The sequence below is a fragment of the Cyanobium sp. ATX 6A2 genome (assembly GCF_024346355.1).
Classification (GTDB): domain Bacteria; phylum Cyanobacteriota; class Cyanobacteriia; order PCC-6307; family Cyanobiaceae; genus NIES-981.
The window spans coordinates 45,422-66,482 of sequence record NZ_JAGQCU010000006.1 but is presented as its reverse complement, the minus strand read 5'-3'; the positions used below and the strand labels follow the sequence as shown (position 1 = coordinate 66,482).

The window sequence follows — 21,061 nt, the reverse complement described above, 5'->3', positions numbered from 1 at the left end:
GAACCGGATCAGGCGGTGAGGGCTGAGGCCGCCATGCGGGCGATCTCCCGGCTGGTCAGGCCGATATCCATCAGGGTTTCCTGGTAACAGCTGAGGAAGTCGGCCATCAGATCTTCCTGCTCCATGTGCAGCACGGCGGCATCGGCCGACACCTGCTCCAGCATGCGGCGCACCAGGGGCAGATTGTCGCGGTTGGCCTGCATCAGCTCCTCGCGCACGGTCTCGAGGTTGGCCTTGAGCCACTCCTGTCCGTAGTTGAGGTGGGTGTACTCATCCTTCACCACGCCTTCGGTGATCTTGCGGGCGAAGGGATCAGCTACGGGGATGTAGATGTGGTAGGCGGAGATGGCGAAGGCTTCAATCAGGATGGCCTGAATCAGCAGGCAGGTGGTGACCTTGCCTGCGGCCAGGGCCTGCTGGAAGTTGTTGTGCAGGGGAGCGAAGAACTCCCTGGCGAAGTCCATGTCGGCCGTCACGCCCAGGTTCTTGGCGCAGGCGGTGAAGCCTTTCTTGTGCTTGAGCTCCATGCGGGCCAGGCCGGCCAGCTCCTCGGCCTGGTCGCTGAGCAAGGTTCCCAGGGCGATGTAGTTGTCGTGGGCTTCCTGTTCGCCCTCGAGCACGATCGCGTTGATGCGGCTGTAGGCGTCCTTGTAGCTGGCGGTGGTGAAGTCAGGCAGAGCCGACTGCTCGTCAGCGGAGCTGGGGCCACCGCTCTGGGCTGTGTCCTGATTCGCGGTGGGGGTGGCCGCGTTGGGGGTGTTGGAGGACAGCATCACCATGGTGGACGCAGCAGCGTGTACAGATCATCGGACTGTAACCAGCGTCATCCGGGTTCAGGCGGTGCCGGGGTGCGGATCGCACAACCGGGTGGCCAGTCGCTGGCCAGCAGGGTGTCGAAGCGCTGTCTCCAGCCCTGCACCAGCCGCTCGGCCAGGGCGCGGCCCAGGGAGGCATCGGAGCCGCGGGCATCCCCCACCACGCCGCTGCGGCTGAGGTCGGCCATCAACCAGGCACACGGTGCCGCCCCCTCCAGACTCCAGCCCGAAGGGACCGCCGCCGGCTGTCCGTCGCAGGGGCGCTGCGGGCCCACCAGCTCCGCTGCCAGGTGCATCATCAGGCTGGTCTCCGCCAGACCGGCGTGGAGACCTCCCTGTCGCTCCGAGGCCGGCAGCAGTTCAGCCAGGCCGGCAATGCCGCTCCACAGGAAACAGGGCAGCACCCCGAGGGCGGGCACCTGCTGGCGCAGCTCCCGCGCGGCGGTCTGCAGCAGGGCGATCTGACCACCGTGGGCGTTGAACAGCACCAGCCGCTGAAAGCCGCAGTCGGCCAGCTGCCGGCCGACGCTGCACACCGTCTGGATCAGCAGCTCCGGCGGCAGGCTGAGGCTGCCGGGAAAGCCCAGGTGTTCGGGTGAGAAACCGATCGCCTGCAGGGGCAAGCGCCAGATCGGTTGGTGCTCAGCCAGCTCCTCGAGCACCGCATCCAGCAGCTGCTCGGCGAACAGGCCATCGGTGGCCAGGGGCAGCTGGGGGCCGTGCTGCTCCACCGCCCCCCAGGGCCACACCACGGTGCTTCCCGGGCGTTGTGCCGCCTCCTGCACCTGGGGCCAGGCAAGGCGGGCGAGCTGGCGCTGAGGCGGCATGGGGTTCAGATCCGATCTCTACAGTGTGCGGTCCCCAGTCCGAGGTGCCGATGGCAGGATCCGGCAAGCAACCGCCCTCGTCCTCCGCTCGCCCGGTGCCTCCCGGTCCCTCCCGTCCCCAGGCATCGGCCCCTGTGCGCAGGCCGCCCCAGGTGCTGATGATCAAGAAGGACGACTCCGCGGCCGCAGAGGCGCAGCCCGCGGCCGCGACCGCGACCGCCCCCGAGGCGACGCCCGCGCCAGCGCCGTCTGCCCCAGCCGCCCCCCCGGCTCGCGCCCCAGGGGGCTCCGACGAGGAACGCTTCGGCATGGGGTCGCTCGAGGGCCTGTCGATGGCCGACCTGATGGGCCCCGAGCCTGGCCGCGGCCGCTCCCGCTCGGCCGGCAGTGCCCCTCAGGCCGCGGCCGGGGTGTCCCGCAGCGTCGACGACTTTGACTTTGACGAGGAGGCCTTCCTGGCCGCCCTCGAGGAACAGGACTTTGTGGGCAGTGCCGGTGAGGTGGTGCGCGGCACGGTGGTGGGCTTGGAAGGCGACGGGGTGTATGTGGACATCGGCGGCAAGGCCCCCGGTTTCATGCCCAAGAAGGAGAGCGGGCTGGGGGTGATCACCAACCTCAAGGAGCGCTTCCCGATGGGGCTGGAGGTGGAGGTGCTCGTCACCCGCGAGCAGAACGCCGATGGCATGGTCACGGTGAGTGCCAGGGCCCTGGCCCTGCGCCAGAGCTGGGAGACCGTGCGGACCATGGAGAAGGAGGGCAAGGTGGTGCAGGTGAAGGTGAATGGCTTCAACCGCGGTGGGGTGACCTGCGACCTGGAGGGGCTGCGTGGATTTGTGCCCCGCTCCCAGCTGGTCGATGGTGACAACCACGAGGCCCTGGTGGGCCGAACCCTTGGGGTCACCTTCCTGGAGGTCAATGCCGAGGCCCGCAAGCTGGTGCTCTCGGAGAAGCGTGCTGCCGGCGCTGCCCGGTTTGCCGAGCTGGAGGTGGGGCAGCTCGTGGAGGGCGTGGTGGTGGCCGTCAAGCCCTACGGGTTGTTTGTGGATCTGGGGGGCGTGAGCGGCCTGTTGCATCAGAGCTGCATCACCGGCGGCCAGCTGCGCTCCCTGCGTGAGGTGTTCGACCAGGGGGATCGCCTCCAGGCCCTGGTCACCAGCCTCGACCCGGGCCGGGGTCGCATCGCCCTCAATACCGCCCTGCTGGAGGGAGAACCCGGAGAGCTGCTGGTGGATCGCCAGACGGTGATGGCGGAGGCGGCCGATCGGGCCCATCGCGCCCGCTCGCTGCTCCGCCAGCAGGAGCAGCAGGCCGGATGATGGCGACCCCCGTGACTGGCCAGGCCCTGGCACCGGACTGGGAGCTCGATTTCTATTCCCGGCCGATCCTCGACCCCGACGGCAAGAAACGCTGGGAACTGCTGATCTGCTCCACCCCTGTGGTGGGGCCGGACGGTCGCCAGCTGGGTGCGGAGTTCCGCTGGCTGCGGGCCTGTCCCGCCACCAGCGTCAATTCGATCTGGCTGCGCGAGGCCCTCGAGCAGGCCCTTGCCGAGGCCGAGGCAGCCGGACTGGGGATGCCGCGCCGGCTGCGCTGCTGGCGGGCGTCGATGCGCACCATGGTGCAGCGTGCGGCGGAGGGCCTGGGTTTGGAGTTGGTGCCCAGCCGCCGCACCTACGCCCTGGTGAACTGGCTGCAGGAGCGCGAACGGGAAGTTTATCCCGGTGAAGAGGGCTTTCTGGCCGGGCCGCTGGCACCACCGCCGGCCGCGATCCGGCCGGTGCCCGTGCCCCTGCCGGAAGCGGCCCGCGGTCAGAGCTGGACTTGGGCCAGCCTGCCCCTGGAGGTGCTGGCGGGCGCGGGTGGCTGGGAGGCGGGGTTCGCCTCTCTGGTGCCCCTGCCCGAGGGGGCCGATCCGCAGGCCCTGGTGCCGGGGATTCGCCTGTTCGGGGCGGGGCGGGCCCTGGCCATCGCCGGTTGGCTGGCGGGCCTGGAGCCGGTGCGGCTGGAGATTGAGGCCGACAGACTGGTGCTGGAAGCCGGTCTGGAGGATCGCTGGCTGCTCGGCGGCCTCTCCAGAGAGGAGGCCGAAGCCGCCAACGTCGCCTTTGCCGCCGCCCGCGAGCAGGTGGGCGGCCTGCAGTTTCTGGCCGTGCAGGGAAGTGAGAGCGACCAGCGCTTCGAGGGCCTCTGGCTGCTGCGCGATCTCCCCGACGCCTGACCATGGCTGAGGCCGCTGATCCACCCTTCGACCGCCCCGATGTGGGCTTCAACGACCTCCCGGGCTGGACCTGGGTGGGCTGCTACGGCGGCTATTACCTGCAGGCCGAGTTGCTGGCGGGGTTTGAGCACGGCTTCTTCACCCGCCAGTGGCAGGGGCGGGAGCCGGAGGTGCTGGCCGGCTATCTCAGCGCCGGGGTGAGTGTGCACCGGCCCTCGCAGGTGCACGGCAACGCCGTGCTGCCCGCCTCCGCCGCCCGGCTGGCCCCCTGGCCCCAGGCCGATGGCCTCTGCAGCGATGGCGGCGGCCAGAGCCTGTGGGTGTGCGGGGCCGACTGCACACCTGTGTTGCTGGCCGACCCGGTGCGCGGGGCCGTGGCCGCCTGCCATGCGGGCTGGCGCGGGGTTGCCGGCGCCATCCTGTCTGCGGCGGTGGAGGCCCTGGAGGCGGCGGGCAGCCGCCGAGCCGATCTCTGCGTGGCCTTGGGTCCGGCTGTGAGCGGCGCCCGCTACCAGGTGGAGCGACCGGTGAGCGAGCAGGTGGCCGCCGCCCTTCCCGGCGGTGGTGGCAAGGCGGCCCTGCGCCGGGCCGGTGCCCTCTTCGAGGACCCCGATCCCGACCGCGAGCGGCTCGACATCCGTGTCGCCGCAAGGCTGCAGCTGCTGCAGCTGGGGCTGGCGGAGGAGCGCATCAGCGTCTGTCCCCTGTGCACCGTGTCGGAACCGGAGCTGTTCCACTCCTGGCGACGGGATCAGGTGAAGGCGGTGCAGTGGAGTGGCATCGTCTCCCAGGCCTGAGGGTCGGCGGCCATGGCGGGTGGACTGGCCCGCTGGCCCGGGTGGTCGTCGAGGCGCAGATCACGCCGGAACCACAGCACCTGCACGGCTTGGTGCGAACGATCAATGCAGATCAGTGGGGTCAGCTGCCACGGCCCACTGCGCCAGCCGCTCGGCCACCTTGATGCCATCGATCGCCGCTGACAGGATGCCGCCGGCGTAGCCGGCTCCCTCGCCCGCAGGGAACAGTCCAGGTGTGTTCAGCGACTGCAGGCTGGTGGCATCCCGCGGCAGCCGGATCGGTGAGGAGGTGCGCGTCTCCACGCCCGTGAGCACCGCATCCCCACGGCAGAAGCCCGGGATCCGCCGCTCGAAGGCGGGCAGGGCTTCGCGCAGGGCCGCCACCACGAAGGGGGGCAGGCAGGGGCCCAGATCGCTGAACACCACCCCGGGCTGGTACGAGGGAGCCACGCTGATCGCCGCGGCGGGGCCGGGCCCAGCGGTGCTGGGCCGGCCGGCCAGAAAGTCGTCCAGCCGCTGGGCCGGGGCCCGGAGGCTGCGGCCGCCGGCCTCGAAGGCCTGCCGCTCCCAGTGCCGCTGGAAGGCCACCCCCGCCAGGGGATCGGCGGGTTCGCTGCCGTAGGGCTCCAGGTCGGCCAGCTCCACATTCACCACCAGAGCGCTGTTGGCGTTGCGCTCGTTGCGTGAGTGCTGACTCATGCCATTGGTGACCACGGCCTCCGGCTCCGACGTGGCCCCAACCACCAGCCCGCCGGGGCACATGCAAAAGCTGTAGACGCTGCGGCCGCTGAGCCCAGGCCCGCAGCAGTGGTGCACGAGCTTGTATTCGGCGGCCCCCAGCCGGGGATGGCCCGCCTGCTCCCCCCAACGGGCGCGATCGATCAGGGGCTGGGGATGCTCGATGCGCAGGCCCACTGCGAACGGCTTGACCTGCATCGCCACCCCCGCCTGCCGCAGCCAGCTGAAGGTGTCGCGGGCGCTGTGGCCCACCGCCAGCACCACCGCTACAGCGGGCAGGCGCCGGCCATCGGCCAGCTGCACCGCGCCCACTAGGCGGCTGGCGGGATCGAGCTCCAGGCCGCTCACCCGGCAGCCGAACCACACCTCACCGCCGAGGCTCTCGATGCGGCTGCGCAGGCCGCGCACCACCGTGGCCAGCTTGAAGGTGCCGATGTGGGGCCGGTGCAGGGTGAGGATCTCCGGATTGGCCCCGGCTTCCACCAGTTCTTCCAGCACCCGCCGCACGTAGGCCTTGGCTTCGCTCACCTGGCTGTAGAGCTTGCCGTCGGAGAAGGTGCCGGCACCGCCCTCGCCGAACTGGGCGTTCGACTCTGGATTCAACGGGCGCTGCCCCTTCCAGAAGCCGAAGGTGTCGGCGCTGCGCTGTTTCACCGGCTGGCCCCGCTCCAGCAGCAGGGGGCGCAGGCCCATGCGCGCCAGCATCAGCGCGGCGAAGTAGCCGCAGGGGCCGGCTCCCACCACCACAGGTCTGGGCATCGGCGCCTGCGCCGGCGCCAGCTCAAGCGGCAGCTGATGGCGCTCATCGGGGCTGGAGCGCAGGTGGGGGTCGGTGCCGGAGCGGCCCCGCAGCCGGGCCTCGGCGGCGGGATCGAGCTCCAGATCCAGGCTGTACACCAGTTGGATCGCACCGGCCTTGCGGGCATCGACGCTGCGTTTCACCAACCGCTGGCGGTGCAGCTGCTCCGGCCGCAGGCGCAGCCGCCGGCAGATGGCCGCCGCCAGGTCGGCTTCGGCGTGGTCGAGGGGCAGCTTCAGCTCGCTCAGCCGCAGCACGGGGGGTCTCCAACGGTGAGCGGTGGGGAATTCATTTCAGCAGCCACCGCTGCCCTCCCGGCTCTGCCAGGGTTGGTCTGCGTCTGCGGGGGCCCTGTGTCTCTCACCCACTGCCCCCTCTGCATGCTGCTGGCGGTGGTCAGTGCCGCCCGCGGCCTGAGCCACGGCCTGCAGGTTTGGCAGCTGCTGGCGGGCCGCAGCCTGGCGGGCCGTAGCCTGGCGGGCCGCAGCCGCCCCTCCCTGGCCGCCGCCTGACGCCGCCCGCCCGCTGATGGTCACCCTGGTTCCCTCGTCGCTGTTCTGATGGTTGCCGCCACCTACTTCGGTGCCAACGGCTGGTTGCTCGACTTCGACGGCCTGCGCGTGCTCGTCGACCCCTGGCTGTGCGGCGACCTGGTGTTTCCGCCCGGCCGCTGGCTGTTTGCCGCCAGCCTGCCCAGGCCCTGGCCCGTGCCCCCCGACCTCGACCTGCTGCTGCTCACCCAGGGACTGCCCGACCACTGCCATCCCCCCAGCCTGGAGCTGCTCGACCGTGACCTGCCGGTGGTGGGTTCCGCCACGGCCGCCAGCCGGGTACGGGAACTGGGCTTCCGCCACGTCACCGCGCTGAGCCCGGGCCAGAGCCACCAGCTGGGGGCGCTCAGGATCCTGGCCACGGCCGGCGCGCCCGTGCCCCAGGTGGAGAACGGCTACCGCCTCGACCATCCCGGCGGCAGCCTCTACCTCGAACCCCACGGCTATCTCGATCCCGATCTGCCGGCCGATCCCCTCGACGCGGTGATCACCCCGGTGGTGGATCTCTCCCTGCCCCTGGCCGGGGCCTTCGTGCGCGGCCGCCAGGTGCTGCCCCAGTTGCTGGAGCGCTTCCATCCCTCGCTGGTGCTGGCCAGCACCGCCGGTGGCGAGGCCCGCTACGAAGGCCTGCTCACCCGCGCGCTGAGCCAGCAGGGCAGCACCGAGGACGCGGCCGCTGTGGCCGCCGCTGGCGGGTCCGCTGGCCGTGCCTCTGCCCGTCTCATCGATCCAGTGCCCGGGCAGGCCTACCGGATCGCCGCCTGAGGCTGCTTCAGCAGGCGTTCCTCCAGCTTCGCCACGGCGATGCGGGTGGAGATCACCGCATCGGGATTGAGGCTGATGGAATCAATGCCTTCGGCCAGCAGGAATTCAGCGAAGTCCGGATGGTCGCTGGGGGCCTGGCCGCAGATGCCCACCTTGCGGCCGCAGCGCCGGGCCGTGGCGATGGCCATGGAGATCATCGCCTTGACGGCGGCATTGCGCTCGTCAAACAGGTCGGCCACCAGGGCTGAATCGCGGTCCAGGCCCAGGGTGAGCTGGGTGAGGTCGTTGGAGCCGATCGAGAAGCCGTCGAAGCGCTCGGCGAAGGCCTCGGCGCCGATCACATTGCTGGGCAGTTCACACATCACGTACACCTCCAGCCCGGCGCGCCCCCGCTCCAGCCCGTGGCGGGCCATCTCCGCCAGCACCTTGTCGCCCTCCTCGGGTGTGCGGCAGAAGGGCACCATGGGGATCACGTTGACCAGTCCCATCCGCTCGCGTACGCGCTTGAGGGCCTGGCACTCCAGAGCAAACGCCTCGCGGAAGGCCGGGGCGTAATACCTGGAGGCCCCCCGCCAGCCGAGCATCGGGTTCTCTTCGCTGGGTTCGAAGTGGCGCCCGCCCAGCAACTTGGCGTACTCGTTGCTCTTGAAGTCGGAGAAGCGCAGGATCACCGGCCTGGGGAAGAATGCGGCGGCGATCCGCCCCATCCCCTGGGCCAGCAGATCCACGTAGTACTCCGCCGGGGTGTCGTAACCGCGGGTGAGTTCGGCGATGGCGTGCCGCTCGCTGGCGTCGCGCACCCGCCCGGGCTCCAGCAGGGCCAGGGGGTGGACGCGGATGTGATTGGCGATGATGAATTCCAGCCGGGCCAGGCCCACGCCGTCGCAGGGGATGGCGGCCAGCTTGAAGGCCTCCTCCGGATTGCCCACGTTCATCAGGATGCGGGTGCGGGTGTCGGGCAGGTCGCCGAGTTCCTGCTCCTCCAGCCGGAAGGGCAGCTCGCCGCGGTACACGCGGCCCTCATCGCCTTCGCAGCAGCTGGCGGTGATCAGATCGCCATCGGTGATGCACTCGGTGGCATCCCCGGCGCCCACGATCGCGGTGATCCCCATCTCGCGGGCGATGATCGCCGCGTGGCAGGTGCGTCCACCCTGGTTGGTGATCACCCCGCTGGCGCGCTTGAGGATCGGCTCCCAGTCGGGATCGGTGCGCTCGGTCACCAGCAGATCGCCCGGTTGGAAGCGCTGGATCTCGCCGGGGTCGCGGATGATCCGGGCCCGGCCGCTGCTCACGGACGCGCCGATGGCCCGGCCGCGCGCGATCGGCTGCTCCTGGTGGGGTTCCAGGTGCCAGCTGCGCAGCACCGTGGCCGAACGCCGTGACTCCACGGTCTCGGGCCGGGCCTGGAGGATGAACAGCTCTCCGCTCTGGCCGTCCTTGGCCCACTCGATGTCCATCGGTGTGGGGCTGCCGCGGCGCAGGCTGTAGTGACGCTCGATCGTGCAGGCCCAGCGGGCCAGCTGCAGGGCCTCAGCGTTGCTGATGGCGAAGCGCCCCTGCTCCTCGAGGGGCACCGGCACATTGCGGGTGGCCCCCTGCCCGGGCTCGTGGTGCCGGCGGCCGCCTTCGCTGGCTTCGGCATAGACCATGCGGATCGCCTTGCTGCCCAGCCGCCGATGGATGATCGGCTCGAAGCCCTGCTCCAGAGTGGGCTTGAAGATCAGGACTTCATCGGGGTTCACCGTGCCCTGCACCACGTTCTCGCCGAGGCCATAGGCGGCGGTGATCAGCACCGCGTCGCGGAAGCCGGTTTCGGTGTCAATGCTGAACATCACCCCGGAGGCGGCCAGGTCGGCGCGCACCATCCGCTGCACGCCGATCGAGAGGGCCACGTCAAAGTGATCGAAGCCGTTCATCTGGCGGTAGGAGATCGCCCGGTCGGTGAACAGGGAGGCGAAGCAGCGCCGGCAGGCCGCCAGCAGGGCCGCCTCGCCCTGCACGTTCAGAAACGTTTCCTGCTGGCCGGCGAAGGAGGCATCGGGCAGGTCTTCCGCGGTGGCACTGGAACGCACCGCCACCGACAGCTGGGCCCCGTCCGCCAACCCGCTGCCGGCGGCCAGCTGGCGGTAGGCCGTCAGGATCTGCTCCTGCAGGTCGTCCGGCAGTGGAGCGTTCAGCAGCAGGGAGCGGGCCGAGGCGCCGGCCGACTGCAGGGCGGCGATGTCGTCGCCGTCGAGGCCGTCGAGCAGCTCATGCAGCCTCTCGCCCAGGCCGCTGTCCGCGATGAAGTGGCGGTAGGCCTCGGCGGTGGTGGCGAAGCCATCCGGCACACGCACGCCCTTGCTGCCGAGTTCCCGGATCATCTCCCCCAGCGACGCGTTCTTGCCGCCCACCCGGTCGATGGCCTCGATACCCACGGCGCTGAAGGGCAGCACCAGAGGGCTGGACCCGGAGCTCTGGAGTGTGGACATGCTCAGGCGGCGACCATCCCCACTCTTGCCGCGCCGTGCCCCGGGTGGCCGCAACTGTGAACGGCACGACGCACTGGGACAGACCGGAGACAGGTGGCACAGTGGGCAAGCGCCAATCCACTGAAATCAGTGTCCCGTCTCTCCCAATTCCTGATCGCATCAGCATCCTTGGCTTTAGCAGCCTCTATCTCGCTCGAGCCAGCCCAAGCCCAGACAGGCGCAGCGTCAAGGCCTGCAACAAGAGACGATCTTGCAAAATACTCCCAGATGGGCGCCTTTTCCTCTTGCTCCATGGCAATTGATCAGAAAGTGCCACTAGAAAAGACAATTGGCCCAAATATTAACATGGTTGTAGTTGTTCTTCGAGAAGTTCATGGCTCAATGATATCGGGAGTTGGAGATGGCAAGCTCAGCGATACTCAACTGGTTAACGGTGTTGGTATCGATACGATTGCGAGAGTGAAAGCTCTCTGTTACCAGAATCTAAGTGCTAGTGATAAGAAATTTATTGACGAGAATCTTGCAAATATTGAAAAGCAGGTAAGATCATTGCAGTCAAAGTAATGACAAGCACTTTTTGTGGATTGTGGACTTTTGAGAGTTAAGCATCCCTTGCCACGGTAAAAACTTGATCAATCCTATTGAGTGAAGGTTGCTTGGTTGCCGAAATCTACTGCTGTCAGGGGAGATAGCAGCTAGAATCAGGTCTCTTGCCGAGGTTTCTCTTGACGCTTGGCCGCCCGATGCCTCCGCTGGTCATCAGCGAGGACGTGATTCAGTAACTCCAGGCCCTTGCCTGGTCACGATCTTTGCCCCATTCGATCGTGCAGCGAGCCCAGATCGTGCTGGCCTGCGGACTTTTTGCTTTGCAATGGCTCCCGTTTGTTTCGCAAATCATACTCTTTATTTGGCAATTAAGTCTGGTCTAGAAAATGACTTTAAAAACAAGATTATTCGATATGAAGGAACGCTTCTGATTAAAACTATCCTGAACAGCTGCTGTGCTGTGCTGTGTTGTTACTGGCTATCTGCGGCAGAGCCGCATAGCTGCTTGAAATACCGCGGCGTCCTCCCTAATGCTTCTCCAAGGCTGTCCATCCCCTTTGGCGTCAAAAGTCTGATCAATACAATCTATTTTTACCCTAAGAACTTTCTGCCTAGTAGAAGCAGGAGTATTAATGTAAACGGGAGGAGTGGTCACACAGCTCACATTGCCGAAACCGGTGTTGTAGCAATTTGTTTGCCCGCCGCCGACGTGTGTGCTACTGGCGGGTGTATTGAAGGTGAATATCATGTCCAACTCTACATACCTCTGGCTGATAATCTGCGCCGTTGCCTTTGAGCCTAGGACAGAAAGTGCTAATCCAGCGGCGATCACAGCTGGCAGTGACTTATTGAACAGATTCATGGTCTTAGCTCTCCTATGCGCGAGAACGCTTCTTCGTAATCACGGTTAAGACAATGTAAGCGTAGTAAGGTGATTTGAATGAATTAATATCTTCTAAATTCAAGGTCAGATCCGCATGCGTATCTATAAAGCCTTCTTGCAAAATATTCCGACCAGCCATGCCAACTAGCGCCGCCACCGCACTGACCGGTCATGGTCGCCCCGTCTGATAGGTCGACAACTGAGAAAAATGGTGGGTCTATGCAAACCCTGAGAGGCCCATCGGTTCGACAGGTGTTAGCAATGCCAAGATGGGGAAAGAATGCAAAAGAGATAGTTGTTAGTATAGCAAGGCTCTTGTAAGGCAATCGTTGAATTGCCTGCTCTTTATTGCGGCCCATACAGGAAAGTACTGCTTTGCTCTCAGTAGTTCTTTTTAGCCAGGATGCGAGCCGAGTAGGTCTCCTGTAATGTTCTGAAACAAACTATTCTCCGGGCGCTATGCGTGGCCAATGCGTTTGTGTGAACAGGGAGTGGCTGGTGATATGAGTAACAAAAGTGAAGTCGTTTGCTGATTCTGCTGGATGAAAGCTTTGGATTAGTTTTCTTAACGGTTATCACCTTTCTCGGCTGGCTGTTCGGGCAGCAGCTGGGCCAGCAGCCCCCCGCCGATCAGCACACCCCCGAGGCTGAGGGCCAGGCTGCGGTTGGCGGCGGCGGCTCCGTCACCGCCCCAGGCGGCGGCGGCCAGGAAGGCCCCCCCGAGCAGCAGGCAGGGCACGAGCACGATGCCCTTGGCGGTGCGGTTGATGCCCATGTCAGTCGCTGCTCGGGTCTCCAGCCTGGCGGTCGCTGCAGGCCAGCTGATCGGCGTCCGCCAGTGGTGTGGCCAGCCCCTCGGCCATCAGCGCCGCGCCCAGATCTAGGGCCGGCCGGCCGCGCTCGGGCTGGGTGCGCACCCGGGCCAGCAGCACCCCATCGCGCTGGCCCACCGGCCGCAGGTTCACCCGCGTGCCCCGGGGGGCCTGCTGGCGCAGCCAGGCCGTGGCCGCGGCTTCCTGGGCAGGCTCCACGCCCACACAGGCCAGCACCACGGCGTAGCTGCGGTTGCTGTCACCCACCTGCAGCAGGGTGGCGCCACGCACTTGCCGCACCTCGGCGGCGGCGACGGCGGCGGGACCCAGCAGCAGGGGCGGCAGCACCATCAGAGCGATCAGCATGGCCCCCAGCAGCTGTGGCAGCAGGCGTGGCAGCAGGGCAAAGACGGGGTTCAGAGCTTGGCCCCGCAATTGGGACAGAAGAGGTGGCTGCTGGCGGTGTTGGTGCCGCAGTGGCCGCAGGTGCGCGTGGTGTCGATCGCCAGCTCCGGGTGGCTGGGCAGCCCCACCATCTGGGCGTTGCTGGCGCCGGGGGGCACCATCGGGTAGCAGTTCTCGTTGCGGCGCACCTTCACATCGATGAAGGCCGGACCGGGGTGGTCGAGGGCGTCGCGCAGTTGCTGATGCAGGCTGGCGCGGTCGCTGATCAGCACCCCCCGAACCCCGAACGATTCGGCCAGACGCTCGAAGTCGGGCATGCCGCTGGTCATCTCCGAGGCCGAGTAGCGCTCGCCGTAGAAGCTCTCCTGCCACTGCCGCACCATCCCCTGCCAGCCGTTGTTGATCACCACCACCTTCACGGGCAGGCCGTACTGGGCCAGGGTGCCCAGTTCCTGGATGTTCATCAGGATGCTGGCGTCGCCCGCCACGCAGATCACCTGCTCAGCGGGGAAGGCCGTCTGCACCCCCATGGCGGCCGGCAGGCCGAAGCCCATCGTGCCGAGGCCGGCGGAACTGATCCAGCGCCGCGGCCCGTTGTGCAGGAACTGGGCGGCCCACATCTGGTGTTGCCCCACATCGGTGGTGTAGAAGGCGTCGGGCGCCAGCTCCCGCAGGGCCACCACCACCTCCTGGGGAGCGATCTCACCCTCCGCCGCCGGCACCACCAGGGGGTAGTGGTGCTTCCAGGAGGCGATGCGCTCCAGCCAGGCCTCGGTGCGACCCTCGGGGCTGTCGCCGCTGCTGGCGGCGAGCAGGGCCTCGACGGCCTGCTTCACATCGCCCACCACCGGCACTTCTGGCACGCGGGTCTTGCCCACCTCCGCGGCGTCGATGTCGATGTGGATCACCTGGGCCCGGGGGGCGAAACCGTCCAGGCGGCCGGTGACGCGGTCGTCGAAGCGGGCGCCGGTGGCGATCAGCAGGTCACAGTCGGTGACCGCGAAGTTGGCGTAGGCGGTGCCGTGCATCCCCAGCATCCCCAGGGCCAGGGGGAGCTTTTCATCGAAGGCACCCTTGCCCATCAAGGTGGTGGTGACCGGCAGCTGGAACCGCTCCGCCAGCTGCAGGATGGCCTCGTGGGCGCCGCTGCTGATCGCCCCGCCCCCCACGTAGAGCAGGGGCCGGCGCGCCTGGCGGATCAGTTCGAGGGCCGCCTGGATCGCCTCGGCAGCCGGTGGTGTCGGCAGCCGGAAGCCCTTGGGCACCGACGAGCCCGGCGCCACCGGCAGGTAGTCGAACTCCTCGAGGCCCACATCCTTGGGCACGTCGATCAACACCGGGCCCGGCCGGCCGCTGGCGGCGATCAGGAAGGCCTCGGCCACGATCCGGCCGATGTCGCGGGGATCACGCACCACCCAGGAGTGCTTCACGATCGGCAGGGTGATGCCGAAGATGTCGGTTTCCTGGAAGGCGTCCGTGCCGATGGAGGCCCGCGGCACCTGGCCGCTGATCACCACCATCGGCACCGAATCCATGTGGGCGGTGGCGATGCCGGTGACCAGGTTGGTGGCACCTGGGCCGGAGGTGCCGAAACACACGCCCACCTGGCCGGTGGCGCGGGCGTAGGCGTCGGCGGCGTGGGTGCCGCCCTGCTCGTGGCGCACCAGGATGTGCTTCAGCCAGCCCCGGGCTTCGGCCTTGTGCAGTTCGTCGTAGATGGGCAGGATCGCCCCACCCGGGTAGCCGAAGATGTGCTTCACCCCGTGCAGGCGCAGGGCGTCCATCAGGGCATAGCCGCCATTGACGCGCTGGCTCTGGCCGACGCCGGCCGCGGTGGTGGCCACGCCCAGCGCACGGTCAGGGGCGGTCGTCTGGGCGGCAGAGGTGAGGGGCGAAAGCGTCACGGCTGCGGCGGCCAAGCACCCTGGCCAGGTTGGATGTCAGGCCAACACTAGGGGTTGAGCGCGCGTCTGGGGTTCAGCTGAGGCTCGGCAACAGGCGCCTCAGACGGCGCCGCCGCGGGCCCGGGCCATCGCCCGCAGCACCAGGGCCGGGTCAACCCATTCGTTGCGGAAGCGCATGCCCCAGTGCAGGTGTGGGCCGGTGCTGCGGCCGCTGACCCCCACGTGGCCGATCAGTTCGCCGGTGCGCAGCCGCTGGCCGGCGCTGATCGCCACCGGACCGCTGCGGTAGACCCCGCCGGAGACCGAGCCGGAGAGGTGGCAGTAGATGTGCTCGTACTCGCCGGAGCGGATCACCAGCCCGAGGCCGCAGGTGCCGTCGTTGATCACGCTCTCCACAACACCGCCCCACCAGTTGCGGATCGGCGAGTGCATGGGGGCGGCGATGTCCAGGCCGTAGTGGGGCTCAACCGCACCCCAGGGGCCGGTGCGGGTGCCGAAGTGGCTGGTGTAGCCGGCGAAGTTCACAACCGGAAACGTGCCGCGGCTCCACACGCTGCTGGCCTGCGCGGGCTGGGGGTCGAGAATGCCGCCCTGCAGGGCGATGGCGACGGCACCCGCCGCTCCCAGACAGGCGCCCAGCAGGAGGTGACGGCTGCGACGGCCCGCTGGCGTGGACCCCGCTGGCATGGACCCCGCGGGCATGGACTCCGCAGGCATGGAGTCAGAGCAGACCCAGCGCATGGAGGGGCCCCCGACCACTGATCAACTCGAGCAGAAAAGCAGAAAATCCCACCATCGCCAAGCGACCGTTCCACACTTCGGAGCTGTTGTTCCAGCCCCAGGCCCAGCGGTCCTGGGGGTAGAGCTTCACCTTGGTGGCCAGAGAGGCGGCCTGATCGAGGTTCACCTCCGGGCCCTCCAATGCCTGCTGCACCAGCTGGGCCAGGCCTTCGATGAAGGAGGGGGTGGTGTCGAGGGCAGGCACCCGGCGGAAGTTGGTGATCCCCGCCTCGGTGGCGATCTCGCGGTACTCGATGTCGATCTCCTCGAGGGTTTCGATGTGTTCGCTCACGAAGCTGATCGGCACCACCACCAGGTCCTTCACCCCTTGCTGCCCGAGTTCCTGCAGGGCTTCATCGGTGTAGGGCCGCAGCCACTCCACCGGACCCACCCGGCTCTGGTAGGCCAGGGTGTGGGGATTGGCGTGGCCGAGGTCGCGCTCCAGGCGCTCGATGATCAGCCGGCTGCAGTCCTCGATTTCCCGCTGGTAGGGATCGCCTGCTTCCTCCACGTAGCTCTTGGGCACCCCGTGGGCGCTGAAGAACACGTGGGCCGTGGCGGGGTCGGGGCAGGCCTGGATTTCGCGGGCGATCAGCTCCGCCATGGCGCCGATGTAACCGGGATCGTCGTGGTAGCTGCGGATGCAGCGGATCGGCAGGGCGGCGAAGGCGGGATCGGCCTGGCGCAGGCGCTGCAATTCCCGGAAGCTGGAGCCGCTGGTGCTGATCGAGAAGTGGGGGTAGAGGGGCAGCACCACCACTTCATCGACGGCGTCGGCCTTGATGTCGGCTACCGCCGATTCGGTGAACGGGTGCCAGTAGCGCATCGCCACGTAGCTGGTGGCTTCGATGCCCCGCTGGCGCAGCACGCTCTGCAACTCCCGTGCCTGCTGCTCGGTGATGCGCCGCAGGGGGGAGCCGCCACCGATGGAGCGGTAGGCCTCCTGGGATTTACCCGCTCGCAGGCTGCTGATCAGCCAGGCCAGTGGTTTCTGCAGCGCCGGGTTCGGCAGCCGGATGATTTCCGGATCCGAAAAGAGGTTGTACAGAAAGGGGCCGACGTCCTGGATCCGCTCCGGACCCCCGAGGTTCAGCAGCAGCACGCCCACTTTGGCCATGCCTTCCTTGGCCATCCCTGCTTCCGTACGGCGCACCAACCGAGAGCGTAACGCTGCCGCCCTGGCACTAGCACCGCTGCGCACCCATCGATACCTTCGGGCTTCTTCCACCTGTTGGGCGATCGCGGCCACCCCCGCCACAGCTGACGCCATCGACGCCGCCCTGGCCGAGTACAACGCCCGTCTGGCGGCGATCGGCATCGCCCTGAGGATTGAGCGCCGGGGCGGCAGGCTGGCGCTGCGGGGTCCGCTGCCCTGCCGCCACGGCGGCGACACCCGGCCGGTGCAGCGCCTCAGCCTCGGCCTGCCCGCCACCGTGGCGGGGCTGGAGCAGGCCCGCCAGCGGCTGAGGGACGTGTTGCGCCAGCTGGAGCAGGGCAGCTTCCACTGGCCGGGCGGCCGGTCGCAACCGGCCGCCCGGCCGGCCGCCCTCGGCGCGTCGCTCTCCGGCAGCCTGGATCTCTCGGCGCTGCTGGGTGGCTTCGAGCAGGCCTTCTTCCAGGACCCCCAGCGACGCCGCAACGCCGCCGGCAGCCGCAGCACCTGGAGCGCCGCCTACCGGCCCTATCTGCGGCGGCTGCTGAGCCTCGCCGCGACCGGCCAGCTCGTTGCCGTTGGTGTTGGCGGTGGCGAGGAGCCCTGGGGCCGCCTGCTGGAGCGGGTGCTGGAAAGCTACGAGCCCGGCAGCAGCAGCCGCCAGCAATGCGGCATCGCCCTGGCGGCCCTGGCCCGGCACATCGGGCTGTCGCTGCCTCCAGGCTGGGCCGCCCGCGCCGGGGGCTACGGCCTGCACGCCGCCCGCTTCCGCCAGCTGCCGAGCGACGCCACGATCCTGCAGTTGCTGGAGCTGATCCCCAATCCCTCCTGGCGGCTGGCCTACGGGCTGATGGCCACCTACGGCCTGCGCAACCACGAGGTGTTTTTCTCGGATCTCTCGAGCCTGGCCGCCGGCGGCGACCGGGTGATCCGGGTGCTCCCCACCAGCAAGACCGGCGAGCATCAGGTGTGGCCCTTCCAACCCGCCTGGGTGGAGCAGTTCGGGCTGGAGCGGCTGGGGGGCTGCCCGCAGCTGCTGCCGGCGGTGTGCACCGATCTGCGCCGCACCACCCTGCAGCAGGTGGGGCGCCGGGTGGCGGAGCAGTTCCGCCGCTACCAGCTGCCGATCACCCCCTACGACCTGCGCCATGCCTGGGCCGTGCGCACCATTCACATCGGCCTGCCCGACACGGTGGCGGCCCGGATGATGGGCCACTCGGTGGCGATCCACACCCGCACCTATCACCACTGGATCACCCGCCGCGACCAGCAGCAGGCCGTGGACGCCGCCCTGGCCCGGCAGCGGTCGGCGTGAGGCCGCCAGAGTGCGCTCAATCCGAGGAGCGTTGCCCATGAGTCCGTTGCCGCAGATCGAGACAGCCGCAGCCACAGCCGCCAGCACGGGAGCTTCCGCCCAGGAACTCGACCAGATCGCGGCAGAGCTCGGCCCCGGCGGTGAACTGGCCCCCGAGCGCGACCAGGAGGCCTACCGCCGCCGCATGGCCCGCCGCCGCGACGTGCAACAGCAGCGCGTCGGTGAACGCAACCTGGAAAAGGGCCTGGTGCTGGTGTTCACCGGCGACGGCAAGGGCAAGACCACCGCGGCGCTGGGGTTGGTGCTGCGCAGCCTCGGCCACGGCGAGCGGGTGGCGGTGGTGCAGTTCATCAAGGGGGGCTGGCAACCCGGCGAGGCCAGGGCCCTGGAGCTGTTCGGCGATGCCCTGGCCTGGCACGCCCTGGGGGAGGGGTTCACCTGGGAGACCCAGAACCGGGAGCGGGACCGCGCCCTGGTGCAGTCCGCCTGGCAGCGCTCCTGCGATTACCTCGCCGATCCCCTTCGCCATCTGGTGGTGCTCGATGAGGTGAATGTGGCCCTCAAACTCGGCTATCTGGCGGTGGAGCAGGTGCTGGAGGGCCTGGCCCTCAGGCCCCCCCTCACCCACGTGGCCCTCACCGGCCGTGGCGCCCCCTCGGCCCTGCTGGAGCGGGCCGATCTGGTGACGGAGATGAAGCTGGTACGCCATCCCTTCCGCGAGCAGGGAGTGAAGGCCCAGCGCGGCATCGAGTTCTGAGGGCCTCCGGCGGCGCCATTGCTACGGTGCCGCAGATCAACAGGGGTCGATGGGGTTCAAGCGCGTGCTCCTCAAGCTCAGCGGCGAAGCGCTGATGGGTGAGCAGGGCTATGGCATCGACCCGGCGATCGTGCAGTCGATTGCGGCTGATGTGGCCGCCTGCGTGGCCGACGGCACCCAGCTGGCGATCGTGGTGGGCGGGGGAAATATCTTCCGCGGCCTCAAGGGCAGTGCCGCCGGCATGGATCGGGCCACCGCCGACTACGTGGGCATGCTGGCCACGGTGATGAATGCCATCACCCTGCAGGATGGCTTGGAGCGGGTCGGGGTGCCCACCCGGGTGCAGAGCGCCATCTCCATGCAGGAGGTGGCCGAGCCCTACATCCGTCGTCGGGCGATCCGCCACATGGAGAAAGGCCGGGTGGTGATCTTCGCTGCCGGCACCGGCAACCCCTTCTTCACCACCGACACCACCGCCGCCCTGCGGGCCGCGGAGATCAATGCCGACGTGGTGTTCAAGGCCACCAAGGTGGATGGGGTCTACGACCGCGACCCGGCCAAGCACGCCGACGCCCGCCGCTACGAGACCCTCTCGTTCCTGGAGGTGCTCAGCGGTGAGCTGGAGGTGATGGACGGCGCCGCCATTGCCCTCTGCAAGGACAACGCCATCCCCATCGTGGTGTTTGATCTGTTCGGTCCCGGCAACATTGGCCGGGCCGTGCGCGGTGAGCCGATCGGCACCCGCATTCACCCCTGAGCCACAGTCGAAGCCCCTGTCTCTGAGCCACCGTTTTGAGTTCCGTCATGGATCTGGAAGCCGCGATGCGCAAGTCGGTGGACGCCGCCTTGCGCACCTTCAACACCATCCGCACCGGGCGGGCCAACGCCTCCCTGCTGGACAAGATCAGCGTGGAGTACTACGGCGCCGAGACGCCGCTGAAGTCGCTGGCCAGCCTCACCACCCCCGACTCCCAGACGATCCAGATCCAGCCCTTCGATCAGAGCTCCCTGGGCCTGATCGAGAAGGCGATTGCCACGAGTGATCTGGGCCTCACCTGCAACAACGACGGCAAGGTGATCCGCATCAACATCCCTCCCCTCACCGAGGACCGCCGCAAGGAGCTCTGCAAGATCGCCGCCCGCTACGCCGAAGAGGGCAAGGTGGCCCTGCGCAACAACCGCCGTGACGGCATCGATCGCATCAAGAAGCGCGAGAAGGACGGCGAGCTCTCCGAAGACCAGAGCCGCGATGAACAGGACCACGTGCAGAAGCTCACCGACCGCTTCATCGCCGAGCTCGAGAAGCACCTGAGCGAGAAGGAGGCAGAGATCCTCAAGGTTTGAGCACCACAGCTGGTCAGTGGGAGGTGATCGTGGTGGGGGCCGGGGCGGCCGGGGCCGCGGCCGCCGCCCACCTGGCCCGGGCCGGGCGCCGCGTGCTGGTGGTCGACCGAGCCGCGTCCTTCCCCCGCGCCAAGGCCTGTGGGGGCGGCATGGCGGCCTCGGTGCAGGCCTTGTTTCCCTTCGACCTCAGCCCGGTGGTGGAGGCGGTGATTGAGCGGGTGCGCTTCACCTGGGACCTGGGAGATCCGGTGGTGGCCGAACTGCCGGGCGCGGCGCCCTTCTGGATCGTGCAGCGCGCCAACCTCGATGCCTTTCTGGTGCAGCAGGCCAGCCTTGCCGGTGCCCGCTTCCTCCCCGGATGCCCGGTGCAGGGGCTGCAGCGCCGCGATGGCTGCTGGCGGCTGCAGCTGGCCCCTGGCGCCAGCGAACAGCCGGAGGGGGGGTGGCTGGAGACCCGGGCCGTGGTGATTGCCGATGGCTCCGGGTCGCGGCTGGCGGCATCGGTGGGGCTGGGACCCAGCCGACCCCGTTTCGCCACCACCATGTCGGTGGAGCTGGAGGGAGAGGTGATCGATCCGGCCACAGCCCATTTCGGCTTCGGGCTGGTGCCCAAGGGCTTCTGCTGGGCCTTTCCCCGCCGGGGGGGCATGAGCATCGGACTGGGCAGCTTCATCGGCCGGCCCGCCGATCCCGCCACGGCCCGCTCCGAGGCCGACGCCGTGCTGGCGCGCCTGCTGCCCAGTCTCGGCTTTGCCCCCGATGCCGGCCAGCGCACGGTCAATCGCCTGCGGGTGTGGGACGGCCACCATCCGCTCCATGGCGAGGGGGTGGTGGTGGCCGGTGATGCCGCTTCGCTCTGTGATCCCTTCCTGGCCGAAGGCCTGCGGCCAGCCCTGCTGAGCGGCTGCAGGGCCGCCACCGCCATCGACCTCTGGCTGGCGGGCGAGGCCCATGCCCTGGCGGGCTACAGCGAAGGGATGCGCCGCGACTGGGGCGAATCGATGGCCTGGGGACGGCGCATCGCCAGCGTGTTTTACCGGGTGCCGGGAGTGGGCTACCAGCTGGGCATCAAGCGACCCACCGCTCCCCAGCGCATTGCCCAGATCCTCTCGGGGGAGATGGGCTACGGCGACATCGCCCAGCGGGTGATCCGCCGGCTGCTGTTTCAGCGGGGCTGAGCG

At 68.4% G+C, this 21,061-nt stretch carries 20 protein-coding genes; 11 read left to right on the top strand and 9 right to left on the bottom strand.

Annotated features, from left to right (window positions below; genetic code table 11):
* Nucleotides 1-8: 8 nt before the first annotated feature.
* Complete coding sequence (locus KBY96_RS07445; RefSeq protein WP_254978728.1) at nt 9-773, bottom strand: aldehyde oxygenase (deformylating); 765 nt, start codon at nt 771-773, stop codon at nt 9-11.
* Between the two features lie 50 nt (nt 774-823).
* On the bottom strand, nt 824-1,642 hold the full coding sequence (locus KBY96_RS07440; protein ID WP_254978727.1) for a creatininase family protein: 819 nt from the start codon (nt 1,640-1,642) through the stop codon (nt 824-826).
* A gap of 50 nt (nt 1,643-1,692) precedes the next feature.
* Between KBY96_RS07440 and KBY96_RS07435 the strand changes: the two genes are divergently transcribed.
* Genes KBY96_RS07435 through pgeF form a run of 3 tightly spaced genes read left to right on the top strand, consistent with a single transcriptional unit; the run spans nt 1,693 to nt 4,657 of the window.
* Nucleotides 1,693-2,958 carry a S1 RNA-binding domain-containing protein gene (locus KBY96_RS07435; RefSeq protein WP_396122293.1) on the top strand — a complete coding sequence of 422 codons (1,266 nt, stop codon included), beginning with the start codon at nt 1,693-1,695 and terminating at the stop codon, nt 2,956-2,958.
* Nucleotides 2,958-3,860, top strand: coding sequence for a Tab2 family RNA-binding protein (locus KBY96_RS07430; protein ID WP_396122292.1), 903 nt, complete (start codon nt 2,958-2,960; stop codon nt 3,858-3,860). Before KBY96_RS07435 ends, KBY96_RS07430 begins: the two co-directional genes overlap by 1 nt.
* 2 nt (nt 3,861-3,862) lie before the next feature.
* Nucleotides 3,863-4,657 carry a peptidoglycan editing factor PgeF gene (pgeF, locus tag KBY96_RS07425; RefSeq protein ID WP_254978725.1) on the top strand — a complete coding sequence of 265 codons (795 nt, stop codon included), beginning with the start codon at nt 3,863-3,865 and terminating at the stop codon, nt 4,655-4,657.
* Nucleotides 4,658-4,759: 102 nt separating this feature from the next.
* On the opposite strand, the gene KBY96_RS07420 is transcribed toward pgeF, so the two are convergent.
* Entirely contained in the window at nt 4,760-6,451 is a 1,692-nt protein-coding gene (locus KBY96_RS07420) for an NAD(P)/FAD-dependent oxidoreductase (RefSeq protein ID WP_254978724.1), read from the bottom strand.
* 96 nt (nt 6,452-6,547) lie between these two features.
* On the opposite strand from KBY96_RS07420, the gene KBY96_RS07415 reads away from it, so the two are divergent.
* Nucleotides 6,548-6,706, top strand: coding sequence for a hypothetical protein (locus tag KBY96_RS07415; protein ID WP_254978723.1), 159 nt, complete (start codon nt 6,548-6,550; stop codon nt 6,704-6,706).
* A 45-nt stretch (nt 6,707-6,751) separates the two neighbouring features.
* The gene (locus KBY96_RS07410) at nt 6,752-7,510 is read left to right on the top strand and encodes an MBL fold metallo-hydrolase (protein ID WP_254978831.1); all 759 of its coding nucleotides are present in this window, start codon (nt 6,752-6,754) and stop codon (nt 7,508-7,510) included.
* Here KBY96_RS07410 and ppsA read toward each other — a convergent pair.
* Entirely contained in the window at nt 7,492-9,981 is a 2,490-nt protein-coding gene (ppsA, locus tag KBY96_RS07405) for a phosphoenolpyruvate synthase (RefSeq protein ID WP_254978722.1), read from the bottom strand. The two genes, KBY96_RS07410 and ppsA, sit on opposite strands and share 19 nt — an antisense overlap.
* 129 nt (nt 9,982-10,110) lie before the next feature.
* Between ppsA and KBY96_RS07400 the strand changes: the two genes are divergently transcribed.
* A complete protein-coding gene (locus KBY96_RS07400; protein ID WP_254978721.1) occupies nt 10,111-10,545 on the top strand; it encodes a hypothetical protein in 435 nt (144 codons plus the stop codon).
* A 1,430-nt stretch (nt 10,546-11,975) separates the two neighbouring features.
* Here KBY96_RS07400 and KBY96_RS07395 read toward each other — a convergent pair.
* The 5 genes from KBY96_RS07395 to hemH form a co-directional block, all read right to left on the bottom strand.
* Nucleotides 11,976-12,185, bottom strand: coding sequence for a GIVxVP protein (locus tag KBY96_RS07395; RefSeq protein WP_254978720.1), 210 nt, complete (start codon nt 12,183-12,185; stop codon nt 11,976-11,978).
* A gap of 1 nt (nt 12,186) precedes the next feature.
* A complete protein-coding gene (locus KBY96_RS07390) occupies nt 12,187-12,588 on the bottom strand; it encodes a hypothetical protein (RefSeq protein ID WP_254978719.1) in 402 nt (133 codons plus the stop codon).
* Between the two features lie 50 nt (nt 12,589-12,638).
* Nucleotides 12,639-14,411 (bottom strand): biosynthetic-type acetolactate synthase large subunit, encoded by a 1,773-nt coding sequence (gene ilvB / locus KBY96_RS07385; RefSeq protein WP_396122297.1) that lies wholly within the window; start codon nt 14,409-14,411, stop codon nt 12,639-12,641.
* A 219-nt stretch (nt 14,412-14,630) separates the two neighbouring features.
* Nucleotides 14,631-15,218: a M23 family metallopeptidase gene (locus tag KBY96_RS07380; protein ID WP_254978718.1), complete on the bottom strand. Its 588-nt coding sequence runs from the start codon at nt 15,216-15,218 to the stop codon at nt 14,631-14,633.
* A gap of 34 nt (nt 15,219-15,252) precedes the next feature.
* A complete protein-coding gene (hemH, locus tag KBY96_RS07375; protein ID WP_254978829.1) occupies nt 15,253-16,428 on the bottom strand; it encodes a ferrochelatase in 1,176 nt (391 codons plus the stop codon).
* Here hemH and KBY96_RS07370 point away from each other — a divergent pair.
* From KBY96_RS07370 to KBY96_RS07350, 5 genes are read left to right on the top strand one after another with little or no spacing between them, the layout of a single operon-like run.
* Entirely contained in the window at nt 16,427-17,779 is a 1,353-nt protein-coding gene (locus KBY96_RS07370; RefSeq protein ID WP_315859479.1) for a site-specific integrase, read from the top strand. The two genes, hemH and KBY96_RS07370, sit on opposite strands and share 2 nt — an antisense overlap.
* 37 nt (nt 17,780-17,816) lie before the next feature.
* Entirely contained in the window at nt 17,817-18,536 is a 720-nt protein-coding gene (gene cobO, locus KBY96_RS07365) for a cob(I)yrinic acid a,c-diamide adenosyltransferase (protein ID WP_254978717.1), read from the top strand.
* Nucleotides 18,537-18,585: 49 nt separating this feature from the next.
* Nucleotides 18,586-19,293, top strand: coding sequence for a UMP kinase (pyrH, locus tag KBY96_RS07360; RefSeq protein ID WP_254978716.1), 708 nt, complete (start codon nt 18,586-18,588; stop codon nt 19,291-19,293).
* Nucleotides 19,294-19,340: 47 nt separating this feature from the next.
* On the top strand, nt 19,341-19,880 hold the full coding sequence (gene frr / locus KBY96_RS07355) for a ribosome recycling factor (RefSeq protein WP_254978715.1): 540 nt from the start codon (nt 19,341-19,343) through the stop codon (nt 19,878-19,880).
* On the top strand, nt 19,877-21,058 hold the full coding sequence (locus KBY96_RS07350) for an NAD(P)/FAD-dependent oxidoreductase (RefSeq protein ID WP_254978714.1): 1,182 nt from the start codon (nt 19,877-19,879) through the stop codon (nt 21,056-21,058). The genes frr and KBY96_RS07350 overlap by 4 nt, the downstream gene beginning before the upstream one ends.
* Nucleotides 21,059-21,061 lie beyond the last annotated feature (3 nt).

Coding starts and splice junctions, on each gene's coding strand:
- KBY96_RS07445 (WP_254978728.1), bottom strand. CDS start 773: ATGCTGTCCTCCAACACCCCCAACGCGGCCACCCCCACCGCGAATCAG.
- KBY96_RS07440 (WP_254978727.1), bottom strand. CDS start 1,642: ATGCCGCCTCAGCGCCAGCTCGCCCGCCTTGCCTGGCCCCAGGTGCAG.
- KBY96_RS07435 (WP_396122293.1), top strand. CDS start 1,693: ATGGCAGGATCCGGCAAGCAACCGCCCTCGTCCTCCGCTCGCCCGGTG.
- KBY96_RS07430 (WP_396122292.1), top strand. CDS start 2,958: ATGGCGACCCCCGTGACTGGCCAGGCCCTGGCACCGGACTGGGAGCTC.
- pgeF (WP_254978725.1), top strand. CDS start 3,863: ATGGCTGAGGCCGCTGATCCACCCTTCGACCGCCCCGATGTGGGCTTC.
- ppsA (WP_254978722.1), bottom strand. CDS start 9,981: ATGTCCACACTCCAGAGCTCCGGGTCCAGCCCTCTGGTGCTGCCCTTC.
- KBY96_RS07395 (WP_254978720.1), bottom strand. CDS start 12,185: ATGGGCATCAACCGCACCGCCAAGGGCATCGTGCTCGTGCCCTGCCTG.
- KBY96_RS07390 (WP_254978719.1), bottom strand. CDS start 12,588: ATGCTGATCGCTCTGATGGTGCTGCCGCCCCTGCTGCTGGGTCCCGCC.
- ilvB (WP_396122297.1), bottom strand. CDS start 14,411: ATGGACGCCCTGCGCCTGCACGGGGTGAAGCACATCTTCGGCTACCCG.
- KBY96_RS07380 (WP_254978718.1), bottom strand. CDS start 15,218: ATGCCAGCGGGGTCCACGCCAGCGGGCCGTCGCAGCCGTCACCTCCTG.
- KBY96_RS07370 (WP_315859479.1), top strand. CDS start 16,427: ATGCCTTCCTTGGCCATCCCTGCTTCCGTACGGCGCACCAACCGAGAG.
- hemH (WP_254978829.1), bottom strand. CDS start 16,428: ATGGCCAAAGTGGGCGTGCTGCTGCTGAACCTCGGGGGTCCGGAGCGG.
- cobO (WP_254978717.1), top strand. CDS start 17,817: ATGAGTCCGTTGCCGCAGATCGAGACAGCCGCAGCCACAGCCGCCAGC.
- pyrH (WP_254978716.1), top strand. CDS start 18,586: ATGGGGTTCAAGCGCGTGCTCCTCAAGCTCAGCGGCGAAGCGCTGATG.
- frr (WP_254978715.1), top strand. CDS start 19,341: ATGGATCTGGAAGCCGCGATGCGCAAGTCGGTGGACGCCGCCTTGCGC.